Below are 13,959 nucleotides of genomic sequence, written 5' to 3'. Positions count from 1 at the left end.
GATAAGAGAATGTTTCGGGACAGCCCGAACACATACAAATGGACGTTTAATTTCCTCTGGAATTAGCATGACAGACTACCAGGATATTTAATCATTTCTCTTAAAACTCACATAAAATGAGAAATAAGATTTTCAATTATTCGACACTTGCACTGGTTTATTTTGGTTTTTTCCTTCTTATAACTAGCTATTTTAAGGCACATGCTTTGGTTAATAGCTATACGTATGTTGGATTAATTTTGATGATTGTTTCTTTGGTCTTTTTCACCATGGCCAGAATTAAGCTGGATGATTCATTTCAAGTGTCGGCCGAAGCAAATAACCTGGTGAAAAGCGGTATCTATAAAAAAATCCGACATCCTGTATATGTGTTCGGATTTACATTTGTGCTGGGATTTTTCATTTTCACTCAAGTGTTTTATGGACTAATATTTTTAGTAATCATCGCTGTTTTACAGGTAAAACGAATCAAAAAGGAAGAGAAAGTTCTGATAGAGAAGTTTGGGGACGAATATGTAGAATACAAAAAACAAACCTGGTTTTAAATTTTATTATTAAAATAGGTGCAATAATAAACCTAGCCCTGGTTTCATTGTTTCAACTTTATCACATCAACACGGGAGAAACAATGAACGAATCAGTTTTTAATATAAAACCGTTGGGTTTTCAGTGGGAAGCCCTCGACCCATTCTTGTTTTGTGTACATCACGAAGATTTCTTTCCAAAAGGAAATGCCAATTTAGGCCCAGACGAAAAGGAATTAGTGGGAAGAAATATGGGCCAGGATTTCCAGGTGAAAGATGGTTGGCGCATGTACCATGGACAGAGAGTACCCGGTTTCCCGCCGCATCCGCACCGGGGGTTCGAAACGGTAACGGTGGTTCGCAAAGGTTGGGTCGATCACAGCGATTCGATGGGAGCGGCCGGCCGCTATGGCAATGGCGATGTGCAGTGGATGACGGCCGGCAAAGGATTGATGCACGCTGAAATGTTTCCGTTGGTGAATCAGGATGCAGGTAATCCCATGGAGCTTTTCCAGATTTGGTTGAATTTACCGCGTGTCAGCAAAATGGTGGAACCCCACTATAAGATGTTCTGGAACGAGGATATTTCTCGTTACGAAACGGTTGACGCGCAAAACCGAAAGACAACCATTGAATTGATTGCCGGTCAAATAGACACCCTGTCAGCTCCGGTTCCTCCGCCGGATTCCTGGGCTTCGAAAGCCGAAAATGAGGTGGCCATCTGGGTGATACACATGGAACCGAATGCGACGTTTGAGTTGTCCGCTGCTTCACCCGGGGTGAACAGGCGGTTGTATTTTTATAAAGGCGACCAGCTTCAGTTGAATGATACAGACCTGCCGGCCTACCATTCGGCAGATGTAAAAGCCGACCAGCAGGTAAGCATGGTTGCTGGTGATGAAGCCTGTTCTGCCTTACTATTGCAGGGACGTCCTATACATGAACCGGTGGTTCAGTACGGACCTTTTGTGATGAATGCCCAACAAGAGATTGAGGAGGCTTTTTCGGAGTACCGGCAAACACAATTTGGTGGTTGGCCCTGGCCGCAGGAGGAAGTAACCCATGGTGCCGATGCAAAACGTTTTGCCATCTATTCGGATGGTACGAAAGAGGAACGATAATTTTTCCCAGACCAGGGCATATCCGCGATGACAAATCTCCATGGGAATTTCTGTGATAGGATAGAAGCCTACGCATAACAAGTTGTCATATGCCCGACAGCTGTTTCCCTCTTTGCTAACTTAGGCCACTTCTTCCCCAAATCTCCAACCTTCTCACCGGCCCTTCCCAAAAACCGAAAGATTTCGGTAACTTAGTTATGTCTTAACAACCAGTGGAATGAGAACGAAAAACTGACCGATCATCATGCTGTCTGTAAGACGAAAGAAGAGTCTCCCATTTGCAGGTGGGAGAAGCAGCCACCAGGGGTTTCCATAACTCAACTGAAAAGGTACCCTATACATCCCATGCCGGGTGGGTAATTATCAGGTCGATAAACGGCAGTTATAGGTTATGATAAGAAACACAACTCAATATGATGAAGCGGATTTAATCAATACGGTCGAAAATATGGACGATATCAAAATGAAAAACCAAAAATTTGTTGGTTCCTGGGAATTGCAGGAATGGACGATTGAGTCAAAAGATGGAAGAATAGAATCACCTTTTGGCAAAGACGCAATAGGACGAATAACTTATGAGGGGAATGGAAATATGTCAGTTCAGATTATGAGAAACAACAGACCTCAATTTCCGTCAGAGGATCCCCTTCAAGGCCAACCAGATGAAATTGTCATCGCTTTTAAAGGATTTATTGCTTACTCGGGAAATTATGACGTGGATTTTAATTCAAAACAAGTAGTCCATCAAATTAAAATAAGTTCTTTCCCGAATTGGGTTGGTCAAAATCAAATCAGAAAATTTGAGTTCAACGAAGATAAACTGACCTTAAGCACTGATTTTATTGGTTCAAACAAACATAAATTAGTATGGAGAAAAATTGACTTCTAATTAAAGACCCATAAATTGTAATCAGGCAGGTGAGAGCCCGACCACATACAAGTGACCGTTGCCTGCAAGGTTCAGGCAGCTTCGTTACTCAAGACAGAATAATAGGTAAATATATTTTGATTCAACAGGACTATCTTCCTGTTGAGCAATAAGATTAGGCGATTCAGCAATTCTTATTTTTAATCGGTAGTTTATTGAATTTACTTTGATTCAAGAAAAATTTTACCAAAATTTAAAAATATGAAAACACGAGGATTTAAAGATTTATACTTGCCTAAAAGAATCGCCAAACACATAAAATTCTTGCTTTTTTGTGTTGTCGTTACACCTATTTGGGGATTAATAATCAAGGCTCAGCTGAATACGAATTTCCTTCTCAGTACATTGATAATAATGTATATACTGATGGAAATCCTTTACTTCATATCTCAGAAAATTTTAATACTAAATTTTAGTTCTGAAAAAAAAGATATAACAAGGAAAGATGTTACACGGATATATCTTTTTCGTTTAGCGTTGTTTTATATAGTTGCTGTCGCAATAGCAACCTTTAGCGTGGTAGTATATTTATATTTCTTCCACCTGGTCAATGGATATGATATTCCACCCTTAACATGGTTTTTAGGAAGTATAATAGGCACTTTAAAAACTGCCGCAACCGGGTTTTTATTTATGATACCTGTATTCTTTTTTGTACCCTGGCAACAATCCATGAAAAGAGAGTTTGAGTTGAGAGAGCAAAATTTGATATTTCAAAATGAAACATTGAAGAATCAGGTCAATCCGCATTTTCTTTTTAATAGTCTGAATACACTCTCTTCTTTAATCAACAATGAGGTTGAAATAGCCGGACAATTTACTGCAAAGTTATCCATCATTTACAGGTATATTCTTGATAATTCAGCCAGGACAAAAATCCCGCTGAAAGAGGAAATAGATTTTATAAGGGATTATTTTTATATGCATCAAATAAGAAATGAAGGAAAGATAGCCCTTCATATTGATATCAAAGAGAATGAATATGTGCATGAAATATTACCAGTGTCACTGCAGCTTTTGGTTGAGAATGCCATAAAACACAATATGGCTACTGTTGACAAACCATTGATAATTCATATTTATCTGGAAAACGGGTATATTGTGGTTAATAATAACATACAGAAAATGGCCACTCAAATTGCTTCAACAAAAATCGGGCTTAAAAATCTGAATGAACGAATACGACTGGTAACGGGCAAAGAAATTATTATTTCAAAATCAGAAGAGTATTTTATGGTTAAAGTCCCTTTAATAATATGAATGTTTTAATAACAGAAAACGAGAATCCAGCAGTTGAAGGTCTTGTAGGTCTTTTAAAGAAAATTGATACCGATATAAATATTATCGGAATTACTCAAACCGTTGAATCGACAATCAACTGGTTTCAGAGCCATCCTAATCCTGACTTAATATTTATGGATATTCAACTAGATGACGGGCTCTGCTTTGAATTGTTTGAAACGATGAAAATTGATATACCTGTTATTTTCACCACAGCTTACGATGAATATATGCTCTCGGCATTTAAAGTGAATAGTGTAGATTACTTGTTAAAACCCATTGAAGAAAGCAATTTGCGTAGAGCTATCGAAAAGTTTAAATCAATTCATTACAATGCTTCAAAAAATAATGAAGTGATCAGGCAATTACTGAATGAATTGAATAAGGGGTATAAAAACCGTTTTCTGATAAGAGTGGGAGAAAATTATAAATCAATTCCAGACAAAGAGATTGCTTGTTTTTACATAATGGAACGAGCTACATTTCTAAGAACATTGGCAGATAAAGATTATGCGATTGACTATTCTCTCGATAATTTACAGGAAAAAATTGATCCGGATAAGTTTTTCAGAATCAATAGAAATTGCATTGTTAATATAAATGAAATAGATGATATACATAGCTATTCATCAAGCAGATTAAAAATTAAATTGAATAGTGATAAACCTATTTATGATTTAATCGTGAGTAAAGACAAAGTAAGAGAATTTAAAAAATGGATAGATAAATAGAAATCAATAAAACCCAACAAGTAGCAAACGGTATAACCAATAAGGGTTTTGATAAGGATAACCATTGGGGACTTGTTTATGGAGGTGGTCTGTTTGCCGGAATCTGTGTCGATATGCAAATTAGGCATAACACAGAGAATGCTCGCAGTTTAGATAACCTGATGCAGTTTTTCTACAAAGAAACAGCAGGAACCGATACCTTAATTGGCAACCAGGACATACTAAATCAAGCCAATTTACTTGCTCATACAGATTTCACTGGATTTATGAATGCCTATATAAATGGAACAGACGAAGTTCCATTAAGCAAATACCTGGAGTTTGCCGGAATTCATGCAAGTACCAATAGTAAACAATTGCGATTAATTCATGAGTCGGGTAAAACTGATCTTCAACAAAAGTTGTGGCTCGGCTTTTTAGGGTTGAACGAACTATTGAATAAAACGCATCGGTAGGTAGACTGATGCCAACAATTAAGCGTTCGGCCCGTGCTTCCGGTTCTGCTAATTCAAGTTGTTCCTTCCCCAAATTTCCAACCATCCTACCAGCCCGGACCCCCATCCACCCAAAATTGAAAAGATTTTGGTAACTTATGAGTGTCCTAACAACCAGCGAAATGAGAACGGAAAACGGACCAATCATCGTTCTGTCTGGATTGCAAAGACACACCATTGAATAAGGAGGAATCGCTATGGCATCGAAGAAGGTTGATCAAAAGGCACCTCAATCAGTAAGCACCAAATATTTGGCTGGATTAATCATTACGTATCTCCTGGTACCGCTGGTGCTCATGTTAAGCGCCTGGGATTTGGGTTGGTGGCAGGGATGGTTGTATTCAGCGCTGATCACGGTAGCGGCCATCGGTCCGCGGTTGTGGGCCGAAAAGAGGCATCCGGGATTACTGGCCGAACGGGGCAAATTTGGAAAAGACCAGGATGTGAAATCGTGGGACAAAGTATTGGCTCCATTAATGATACTGAGCATATCGTTCCCCTTATACATTGTGGCGGGGCTCGATCACCGCCTGGAGTGGTCACCCCAGTTTCCGATATGGCTCAATATCGTCGGCTTCCTCTTCGTAGCACTTGGATACGCATTCGGGGGATGGGCGATGGTCGAAAACCGCTTCTTTTCAACCATGGTACGTATTCAGACCGACCGGGGACACCAGGTTTGTGACAGCGGTCCGTACCGGATCGTGCGGCATCCGGGGTATGCCGGGAATATGTTGGCGCTGCCCGGCATTGTACTGGCGCTGGGGTCCGCCTGGACCATCATTCCGGTGATAGTCGCCCTGATCATTGCCGTGATAAGGACCCGGCTGGAAGACCAGACGTTACAGGAAGAATTGCCGGGGTACCGCGATTATGCACGCCGCGTGCGTTACCGGTTGTTTCCCGGTATCTATTAAGGAACACCGTTCCGTGTTCACCCTGATAACTGTCGGGGTGCGGTTACTATTTTTTACCACTAAGGAAACAAAGAGGATACGTCCATCGAAGCCGAATAGTAGAAACCACTTTGTCCTTTTGGCTTGTTCCAAAAGAACGAAAAGAACAAGTCAAAGTGATCCTTCTGCCCGCGTCACGGTTTTTTCTTTCCGGCCCACGACCTGAATCCCCTAAAAAAACCGCTCCCGCCTTCTCCTGCCCGGGCGACTTTGACGGGCTCACGCACTTTTCGCCTACCGGCGAAGTGGAGGACTTAGCATTGTCGAACACAAAACATAAATAACCTGCGCCTCATATATCTGAGTTAAATCCCGGAGGGATGAAATCTTATTAGCCCGGGGTGTGAGCCCCAGGTAGGGAAACGTGTGTGAGATAGCGATCGTGTGACGGACATGATTGAAATACATTCGCTGTTTCGAGCGCAATGGTGGTGTAGCCACATTGAAACTATTTCCTTTGTTGTCCTTTTGACCATCTCACCGCTCCGAAACCCCATCCATCGGAAAGCCGGAGAAATTTCGTTAACTTGTTGTAACCTAACAGCCAGTGAAATGCGAACGAAAGAACGGATCAGTTATCATGCTGTATGTACGACGGAAGACAAGCCTTACCTGTTAAAACAACTCGTATCATGAACAAAGCAACCTGTGTTTTCATCGCCATTGGGGTTTTCATTTTTCTTACCGGTTGCCAACCAACCGGACGCCCGGAAGCAAAACAAGCTCAGCCGGTACACAATAAGCACTACGTTTCCATCGACGGACTGTGGCGGGTCACACCGGAGACAGCCCTGAAGTTTCCCAACGGCACTCTGGAACCGGTTATCAGAATCAGCGGAGAGGCGTATGGTGACCTGAAGGTACAAGGGTGTTTCCTGTGGGATAAACGGTTTTATGATGATTGGCCCATCAAGAGCGTGACCTATACCGACAGTACCCGTCAGCTGGAGATTGTTTACAACGAAGGAGCGGTTTACCGGGGAGTCGTCGGTAAGGATAGGAAGACGATTACCGGAGTCGCTTATTCCGATGCCTGGGGCGATACAACAAACCGGGTTCATGAGAATAAACTCGATTTCGTTCGCGATGAGCAGACCGATGAAAACAGGCTGTTCTTTCCCCGTCCTGCCGATGTGCATGGAAGCATGGTGTATCAATATCACCAGCCCGAACAACTGGATCGTTACCTGCAGACTGCTTCATTGCTTGACTATGTAAAAGATACCACGGCCTTTTACCGGTTGATGGAAAGAATCATCAAGCAGAAGTTCGGCCGTCTGGAATCCATCTTGGTGCTGAAAGATCGGAAACTGGTGCTGGAGGAATATTTTTACGGCTACAACCGGACCCATCTTCACCCCATCCACTCCTGCACAAAGAGTGTCACTTCATTGCTGCTGGGAATAGCACTGAATCGGCACAACAAAATGGATGTGGACCAGCCGGTTTTTAGTTTCTTTCCGCAGTATGATTCATTAAAAACACCGGAGAAAGAGAAGATCACACTGAAACATGTTTTAACCATGACGCCCGGATTTACGGACGAGGATGACTTTGATGCACACAGTCCTGACGAAGAGGCGCAAAAAATACTCAGTCTGCCCATGGTATCCGCTCCGGGGGAGAAATTCAAATACAATGGTAATTGTACCAATCTGATGGGCGATATCATCTACTCGCTGGAAAACAAGCAGGCGGATGAATTGGCCCAAGAGGTGCTGTTCAACAAGCTGGGTATTTCAAATTTTGAATGGGAAAGAGAAAATGGTGTGGTGCGCTGCGCAAGCGACCTGCGTATGCTTCCGGGAGATATGGCTAAAATTGGTTTGCTGGTTTTAAATAACGGTAATTGGAATGGCGAACAAATCGTCCCGAAGGAATGGATTGCCGAGTCGACCCAACCCCATGTTGCCGAGAGTCCCTTCTTCGACTACGGCTACCAGTGGTGGTGCCGGTCGAAAAGCAACCGCTCGTGGTGGAAGCATCCGGTGCATGGCAGCCGCGACGAACACGATATGTTCCTGGCGCTGGGCTATGGCGGACAGTACATCATGGTCATCAGAGACCTGAACATGGTGGTCGTAGCTACGTCGTCCGATTACAATGAAGAAAATGGCATGGCCCATCAAAAAGTCCCGATGGTGATAGAAGACGTGGTACCACTGTTTGAATAAACAGGTACCCATCCCTTTTCCCAAATCTCCAACCACCTCACCAGCCCGAAACCCCATCCACCCAAAACTGAAAAGATTTTGTTAACTTGGATGCACCATAAATCCAACAAAATGAAGACAGTAAATTCGACCATTCATCTTCGGGCTTGTGACTTAGCAGAACAGCTTCCCATTTGGATGGGGGAGCAGCAACTCATATTGTTTTTGACAATTCAACACAAAAGGTACACATAACACTCCCTTAATAGAGATATTGAGTAGTTTTAGTACACATATAAACTAGTTATAAGCCATTTTGAAAAACGCAAATATCACGACATTATCGAATATGAATTTGGTTGATACAAATACTAAAATCGAGATTTTAAATTCAATATTGACTCCCTCGCTAACGGATTATGGATTTAAATCAAATGGCGAATATTTGTGGTTCACAGACTGGCAAAATGGAATTAGAAAAATTGTGAAATATGAAAATTTAAAAGGAGAACATGGAACATTAATTTGGGGAGTTTGCCTTGACTTTGTACCTATGATTTCAGCAAATTCTTTAAAATGGAATAGAACTGAGAAATCAATTTCATTGCATCTATTTGACTCTACCGAAGAATATGCAAATTCTTTTGATGGTAAGAAAATGACAGATGGAGTTGCATCTCATTGGGGAAAAATAACATTCGAAAAATCGCTTAAAAATCTGTTCTTAAAAAATCAGGACAAAATTCAAAAATGGTTTTTAAGCTGCGATAGTCTGACAGGTTTGATTGAAATTGCGAATAATCAGATAAACAGTCAGAAAGCATATTATAGATTTCATCATCCGAATCCTCAATATGTTTTAATGTTTCTCCTTGCAAAAATTGGACAAACAGACGAGTCAATGAAAATATTTGACAAGGTGATTACAAATTTGACCGTGAAAGATAAAATACGAAAGCTAATAACGAATGAATAAAAAACGGCTTATAACAATTTGTCATATGGCAGGCGGGTTTTATCTCGGTTTGACAAGTCAAACCAGTGTTGCCACCTCCTGCGGGTCTGACACGATTTCTTCCAGAAATCCCGCCCGACCATATACAAGTGACCGTTGGCGGCAATTGTGGAATTCGTTTCGTTGAATTTGACAACTTATTAAAAAATAAAGGACATGACATCTATAAATCATGAAGTAAGACAATACCTTGCGTTTTTTATTGAAACCGTACAAAAGGATATCTCAAATCTTCTATTGATAGCAAGCAATGGAGAGAACGAATATCTTGAGGGTGTTAGAAATGGTCTATATGACAGGAATCAATTAAAAACAACACTGAATCCTGACACTACCATTTTTTACACATATGGAGAACAGCCATCACGATGTAGTATTCCCCTAGCAATGACGTGCTTATCCAGCATTGAAATATTGGGGTCATTAATTAATCCGACTGGTTATCGAAGAGATTTTTATAATAGTGCCAAACTGTTCTTTGACTATGCTTCAACCCCTATTAGTGACAATGAGCTAAAACTTCTTCGGTCTATTTATCGAAACGGATTAATGCATGGATTTTTCCCAAAAGGACAAAAGATTGGGATAACCTATGATTCAAGTCTCGACTCTCGGACTGAACTATTTTACATTGAGAGCGACCATGTTATTTTGAATGTCAACCGACTTTGTTCTATCACACAAGATGTTTTTACAAAAATATTTACAGACAATCTGGTTCATACCGCAATTGACAAAAATTTGACTGACTTCATTGTGATAAATGATGAAGACTCAAAAAGAGAAATAGGTATTTTCAAATCTAATCATGAGGAATGAACATAAACAACTGCCGCCAACAAATTGCAAATTGCATTGCGGGTGCAGTGGTGTGCGTTGTCTCTGCTCCTTTCTTGACCGTCATGTTCTATCGGACACTGACGCTCTTCGAAATCCGCAACGACAACTTACAAGTGACCGTTGTACGGCATAGCAAAAAAGAGACCTACTAAAATGAAACTTAAGATTAAAGGATTTTTTGGACTAATAATTATCGTTTTATTGACTTCATGCCAAAATGGAAATCAGTCAACTAATGAGAAATATTCTATTGGAACATTAACTGATTCAATTTACACAAATGACTATTTTAGTATAAACTTGACTATTCCGAATGATTGGTATGTATACCCCAGAGAATATTACGATGCATTTTCTGAAAAGGGAAAGGATTACAATCAAACCAAAGAGACCGTTGAAGAATCTGACAATGTTTTATTGAATTTGTTAATGTTTTCGGATAAATCAATCGCTGATTCGACTTTTGCAAGACAGACAATAATCTTGAATGCGGAGAAACCTGCAAATAAGAATGAATATTCATCAGAGTTGGACTATTTAAAAAGGACAAAACAAGAAATGATTAGATATCAATTACCAATGAAATTTTCAAGCGGATTTGACACGATAGTTATTTCAGGTAAAAACTATATCTCATTTCATACTGAATTTCAAACCGAAAAAGGAATAATATATCAGGATTATATGACACGAAAAGAGAAAGATTTTTATTTGAATATTGCTCTTACTTATCCTGACTCAACTAAAAGAAAAGACTTGATTGATTTATTAAGTGAAAAAATAAAATGAACTACGACGGCACAACACGGTACATATTGCAGGGCGGGGTTTGGTGGTACGCCAACTGCGGATTCTCGCATCGCAGTTCCGTGTCCTTCGGACAGGAACGCTCCCCGATTCCGAAGTATCGGAACGCCCCGACAACATGTACCAACCGTTACCAAACCGCATAAGAAACTGTTTTCGAAACAATCCAACACACTCCAATGCCCGCCAGGCGCCACACCGGCGCGAAAAGTAAACCGCCAACCATTGCCCCAGCTGAATTTCTCTCCAAACGAAAAATGAAACTGAAAAGATTTTGGTAACTTATGAGTGTCCTAACAACCAGTGAAATGAGAAAAGAAAAACTCGACCACTCATCATCGGGCTTGTGACGTAGCAGAACAGCTTCCCATTTGTATAGGGGAGCAGCAACCCATGTGGTTTTCGGCAACTCAACATACCAGGTGTTGTTATACCCCTGATTTTGTCGGTGTAACAACACCTGAAAATTTGTTACAAGAGAAATAACAACCCTATATGATACATACTAGTTAGCAAACATTTAAATTCTTCGATTGATGTGTAACCTTTTAACAAAGGTAATGGTCTAACAGGTATATTAATGTTGCGAATAATGATGCATTTGTATTATAAAACAAATGATTATAAAGATTAATAAGAAATGAAACGACTATTTATTTTACTGCCTTTAATAGTATCATATCAGTTCCTGCTTGGACAACAAAGTTTTAAGAAAATTGAAATAGTAGAATCTGACAATCCCATACTCAACAAAAGAATTTACAATACCGTTTCTGTAAGTCCTGAAAAATCAGAAGAGTACATGAAGCTGAAGGACTATGCTATGATGGAATCGAATGTTACAGCAAATATTAGTACCGAATCTGCTTTTTTCTTTGATATGATGAACTGGGTCAGCAATCAATGGGAGCACAATGGTTGGAAAACAGGAGATTCATTATCATCATACGAGATACTGCAAAATGCAAAAAATGGTGAAAAATACAGATGTGTCGAGTATGCAAGGGTTCTAAATGATGTGTTATTGGCATGTGGTCATACATCTCGTGTTGTAAGCTTGAAAAACAGTAATTCAGCATATGGGGGTGCTGAAATGGGACATGTCGCCGTCGAAGCATGGTCGAACGAATTAAAGAAATGGATATTTCTTGATCCTCAGTTTAATGTTTATCTTACTTATAATGGAATTGCATTAAACATATATGAGATTTTCAAGGCCAGGGAAGGTGGTTACTTGCAAGAAGTAAAGGTTAGAAGTGGAAATGCGACGAAGAACATATCGAAAGATGGATATTTAGATTTTTTAACGAATTACCTGGGGTATATAAGCATCAGGCAGACGGACGATTCTTTGCAGTATGAGTTGGCATTAATGTTAGAAGGGAAAAATGAATATTTGACATTCCAGTCTTTGCCTTGGGGGAAAACTGTGTTTACTGATAATTACAAAGAACTGTATTATAATATAAATCAAACAATGATTATTATTGACTTTACAAAAGAAGAATATGAAAGAACCAGTAATGAACTTAAAAAATGTGTTATTAAATCTGTAGAAGACTTCAATAACAATATGCCTTTATTCGCTGCAAAACCTAAGCTAACATTGAGCTTTGACAATAATATGATTGACTTTGAAAAATACGAAGTAACATTTAACGAACAAACATTAACTGTTAAGAACAAACTTGATATTGTACTAGAAACCGGAGTTAATAGTATTACTGCAACTTGTATTAATAAATCGGGTGTAAGAGGAGTTCCAACAAACATCAGGATTAAATATGAATAGCTTTAACAAGACGATTGACAAAGTAACGTTTGCTAACAGCGCCTATAGAAAATAGCTTGGTCGGTGGAGTTCGGGTTTTTCCGGAAGGCGGAAAAATTCGAACAATAGACAGGAATGTAGCACCGAATACCGCTACTTTCGATATGCGAAACACGTTACCAAACCGCATAAGAATCTGTTTTCGAAACAATCCAACACACTCCAATTCCCACGAAGCGATACTCCGGCGCGAGAAGTAAACCGCCAACCATTGCCCCAGCTGAATTTCTCTCCAAACGAGAAATGAAACCCGAAAGATTTTGTTAACTTGTGACGAACCTAACAACCAACAACATGAACACAGAAAATTCGACCAATCCTCTTCGGCCTTGTGACTTAGCAGAACAGCTTCCCGTTAGCGGGGAGGAGCCACCCGTATGGTTTAGCAGCTCAACATAAAAGGACATATATCATCCGGCATTGGAGATATAGGGTAGGTTTAGTACACATTTAAACTGGTTGCAGGCAATATGCCCGTTTATAAATAAAACCTGAAATAAATAATTTTTACAGATGAAACATCTATATAAATACTTATTAATTCTATCAGTAAATTTATTGCCTTTTAGCATAAGTAATCTGTTTGCTCAATCGTATGATTTAAAGAAAATCGACATTGAATTGTGCAAAATTCGCAATGATGATCAGCAAATTCGACATAAACTCATTGAAGCAATGCAAAAACCATCGATAGAGCTGATTTCAATCAAAAATGAAATGGACTCAATAGACACTAATAATCAAATGTATGTAGCAAATTTATTAGACAATTATGGCTGGCCGGACAATCTTTCAGATAGTGCAAATACAGCCATTTTCCTAGTAATTGATCATGGCGGCAAATCCTATTCGGAAAAATATTTTAAAATGGTAAAAGAAAAGGCTAATCAAGGAATTATTTCGAAATCTGACGCTGCAACTCTTGAAGATCGAATATTAATGAGCGCAAATAAACCGCAGAAGTATGGAACTCAAACAAAAGGTGATATAGTATATTATGTGACAGGTAAAGATGCGTCTAAAAGTAAAAATGTGCTTTATATCTGGCCCATTGAAAGTCCTGAAAAAGTTGATGAACTAAGAACTTCTGTGGGATTGAAACCTATTAATTCTTATATGCAACAGATAGAAGAAATGCATCAAATGAAAGTAGTTTGGGATAAGAGTTTGAAAGTAAGCGATTTTAAAGATAAAAAGCGTTCAAAAAAAGCGAAGAAACAAAAGTTGAAATAATATTGCCTACAACACGCGCTCATAAATAATTGCCGTATTGTAATG

The 13,959-nt window shown here is 39.6% G+C and carries 14 protein-coding genes; 13 read left to right on the top strand and 1 reads right to left on the bottom strand.

Translation table 11 applies throughout. The annotated features are described in order from the left end of the window. Positions 1-116 precede the first annotated feature (116 nt). The 11 genes from T426_RS25375 to T426_RS0120240 all read left to right on the top strand — a co-directional run bounded on the left by T426_RS25375 (position 117) and on the right by T426_RS0120240 (position 10,832). Positions 117-545: a methyltransferase family protein gene (locus T426_RS25375; protein WP_025866123.1), complete on the top strand. Its 429-nt coding sequence runs from the start codon at positions 117-119 to the stop codon at positions 543-545. A gap of 83 nt (positions 546-628) precedes the next feature. After that, entirely contained in the window at positions 629-1,645 is a 1,017-nt protein-coding gene (locus tag T426_RS0120285) for a pirin family protein (RefSeq protein WP_025866122.1), read from the top strand. 391 nt (positions 1,646-2,036) lie between these two features. Then, positions 2,037-2,534, top strand: coding sequence for a lipocalin-like domain-containing protein (locus tag T426_RS0120280; protein WP_051539203.1), 498 nt, complete (start codon positions 2,037-2,039; stop codon positions 2,532-2,534). Between the two features lie 240 nt (positions 2,535-2,774). Further along, positions 2,775-3,833 carry a sensor histidine kinase gene (locus tag T426_RS25370; protein WP_025866120.1) on the top strand — a complete coding sequence of 353 codons (1,059 nt, stop codon included), beginning with the start codon at positions 2,775-2,777 and terminating at the stop codon, positions 3,831-3,833. Then, positions 3,830-4,585: a LytR/AlgR family response regulator transcription factor gene (locus T426_RS0120270; RefSeq protein ID WP_025866119.1), complete on the top strand. Its 756-nt coding sequence runs from the start codon at positions 3,830-3,832 to the stop codon at positions 4,583-4,585. The genes T426_RS25370 and T426_RS0120270 overlap by 4 nt, the downstream gene beginning before the upstream one ends. Before the next feature lie 113 nt (positions 4,586-4,698). Continuing rightward, positions 4,699-5,040, top strand: coding sequence for a hypothetical protein (locus tag T426_RS0120265; protein WP_025866118.1), 342 nt, complete (start codon positions 4,699-4,701; stop codon positions 5,038-5,040). Between the two features lie 236 nt (positions 5,041-5,276). After that, complete coding sequence (locus tag T426_RS0120260; protein WP_025866117.1) at positions 5,277-5,996, top strand: methyltransferase family protein; 720 nt, start codon at positions 5,277-5,279, stop codon at positions 5,994-5,996. Between the two features lie 671 nt (positions 5,997-6,667). Then, positions 6,668-8,209 carry a serine hydrolase domain-containing protein gene (locus T426_RS0120255; protein WP_036985074.1) on the top strand — a complete coding sequence of 514 codons (1,542 nt, stop codon included), beginning with the start codon at positions 6,668-6,670 and terminating at the stop codon, positions 8,207-8,209. Positions 8,210-8,504: 295 nt separating this feature from the next. After that, positions 8,505-9,164, top strand: a complete 660-nt coding sequence (locus T426_RS0120250; protein ID WP_148303866.1) for a hypothetical protein — start codon at positions 8,505-8,507, stop codon at positions 9,162-9,164. Between the two features lie 195 nt (positions 9,165-9,359). After that, positions 9,360-10,022 (top strand): hypothetical protein, encoded by a 663-nt coding sequence (locus tag T426_RS0120245; RefSeq protein WP_025866114.1) that lies wholly within the window; start codon positions 9,360-9,362, stop codon positions 10,020-10,022. A gap of 174 nt (positions 10,023-10,196) precedes the next feature. Next, positions 10,197-10,832, top strand: coding sequence for a hypothetical protein (locus T426_RS0120240; protein ID WP_025866113.1), 636 nt, complete (start codon positions 10,197-10,199; stop codon positions 10,830-10,832). Positions 10,833-10,980: 148 nt separating this feature from the next. Here T426_RS0120240 and T426_RS0120235 read toward each other — a convergent pair whose 3' ends face one another. Then, positions 10,981-11,307, bottom strand: a complete 327-nt coding sequence (locus T426_RS0120235; RefSeq protein ID WP_027586208.1) for a hypothetical protein — start codon at positions 11,305-11,307, stop codon at positions 10,981-10,983. A 183-nt stretch (positions 11,308-11,490) separates the two neighbouring features. Here T426_RS0120235 and T426_RS0120230 point away from each other — a divergent pair, with 183 nt between their 5' ends. Both T426_RS0120230 and T426_RS0120225 read left to right on the top strand, forming a co-directional pair. After that, entirely contained in the window at positions 11,491-12,642 is a 1,152-nt protein-coding gene (locus tag T426_RS0120230) for a transglutaminase-like domain-containing protein (protein ID WP_025866110.1), read from the top strand. Positions 12,643-13,194: 552 nt separating this feature from the next. Beyond that, positions 13,195-13,914, top strand: coding sequence for a DUF6624 domain-containing protein (locus tag T426_RS0120225; protein ID WP_025866108.1), 720 nt, complete (start codon positions 13,195-13,197; stop codon positions 13,912-13,914). The last annotated feature ends 45 nt before the right edge of the window (positions 13,915-13,959 follow it).

It is taken from the genome of Prolixibacter bellariivorans ATCC BAA-1284, from assembly GCF_000621705.1.
In the GTDB taxonomy this organism is placed as follows: Bacteria; Bacteroidota; Bacteroidia; order Bacteroidales; family Prolixibacteraceae; genus Prolixibacter; species Prolixibacter bellariivorans.
This window is presented reverse-complemented; position numbering and strand designations above follow the sequence as displayed.

What these genes read in the sequence shown, in the direction of transcription:
- T426_RS25375 (WP_025866123.1), top strand. Translation starts at nt 117, where the DNA reads ATGAGAAATAAGATTTTCAATTATTCGACACTTGCACTGGTTTATTTT.
- T426_RS0120285 (WP_025866122.1), top strand. Translation starts at nt 629, where the DNA reads ATGAACGAATCAGTTTTTAATATAAAACCGTTGGGTTTTCAGTGGGAA.
- T426_RS0120280 (WP_051539203.1), top strand. Translation starts at nt 2,037, where the DNA reads ATGATAAGAAACACAACTCAATATGATGAAGCGGATTTAATCAATACG.
- T426_RS25370 (WP_025866120.1), top strand. Translation starts at nt 2,775, where the DNA reads ATGAAAACACGAGGATTTAAAGATTTATACTTGCCTAAAAGAATCGCC.
- T426_RS0120270 (WP_025866119.1), top strand. Translation starts at nt 3,830, where the DNA reads ATGAATGTTTTAATAACAGAAAACGAGAATCCAGCAGTTGAAGGTCTT.
- T426_RS0120265 (WP_025866118.1), top strand. Translation starts at nt 4,699, where the DNA reads ATGCAAATTAGGCATAACACAGAGAATGCTCGCAGTTTAGATAACCTG.
- T426_RS0120260 (WP_025866117.1), top strand. Translation starts at nt 5,277, where the DNA reads ATGGCATCGAAGAAGGTTGATCAAAAGGCACCTCAATCAGTAAGCACC.
- T426_RS0120255 (WP_036985074.1), top strand. Translation starts at nt 6,668, where the DNA reads ATGAACAAAGCAACCTGTGTTTTCATCGCCATTGGGGTTTTCATTTTT.
- T426_RS0120245 (WP_025866114.1), top strand. Translation starts at nt 9,360, where the DNA reads ATGACATCTATAAATCATGAAGTAAGACAATACCTTGCGTTTTTTATT.
- T426_RS0120240 (WP_025866113.1), top strand. Translation starts at nt 10,197, where the DNA reads ATGAAACTTAAGATTAAAGGATTTTTTGGACTAATAATTATCGTTTTA.
- T426_RS0120230 (WP_025866110.1), top strand. Translation starts at nt 11,491, where the DNA reads ATGAAACGACTATTTATTTTACTGCCTTTAATAGTATCATATCAGTTC.
- T426_RS0120225 (WP_025866108.1), top strand. Translation starts at nt 13,195, where the DNA reads ATGAAACATCTATATAAATACTTATTAATTCTATCAGTAAATTTATTG.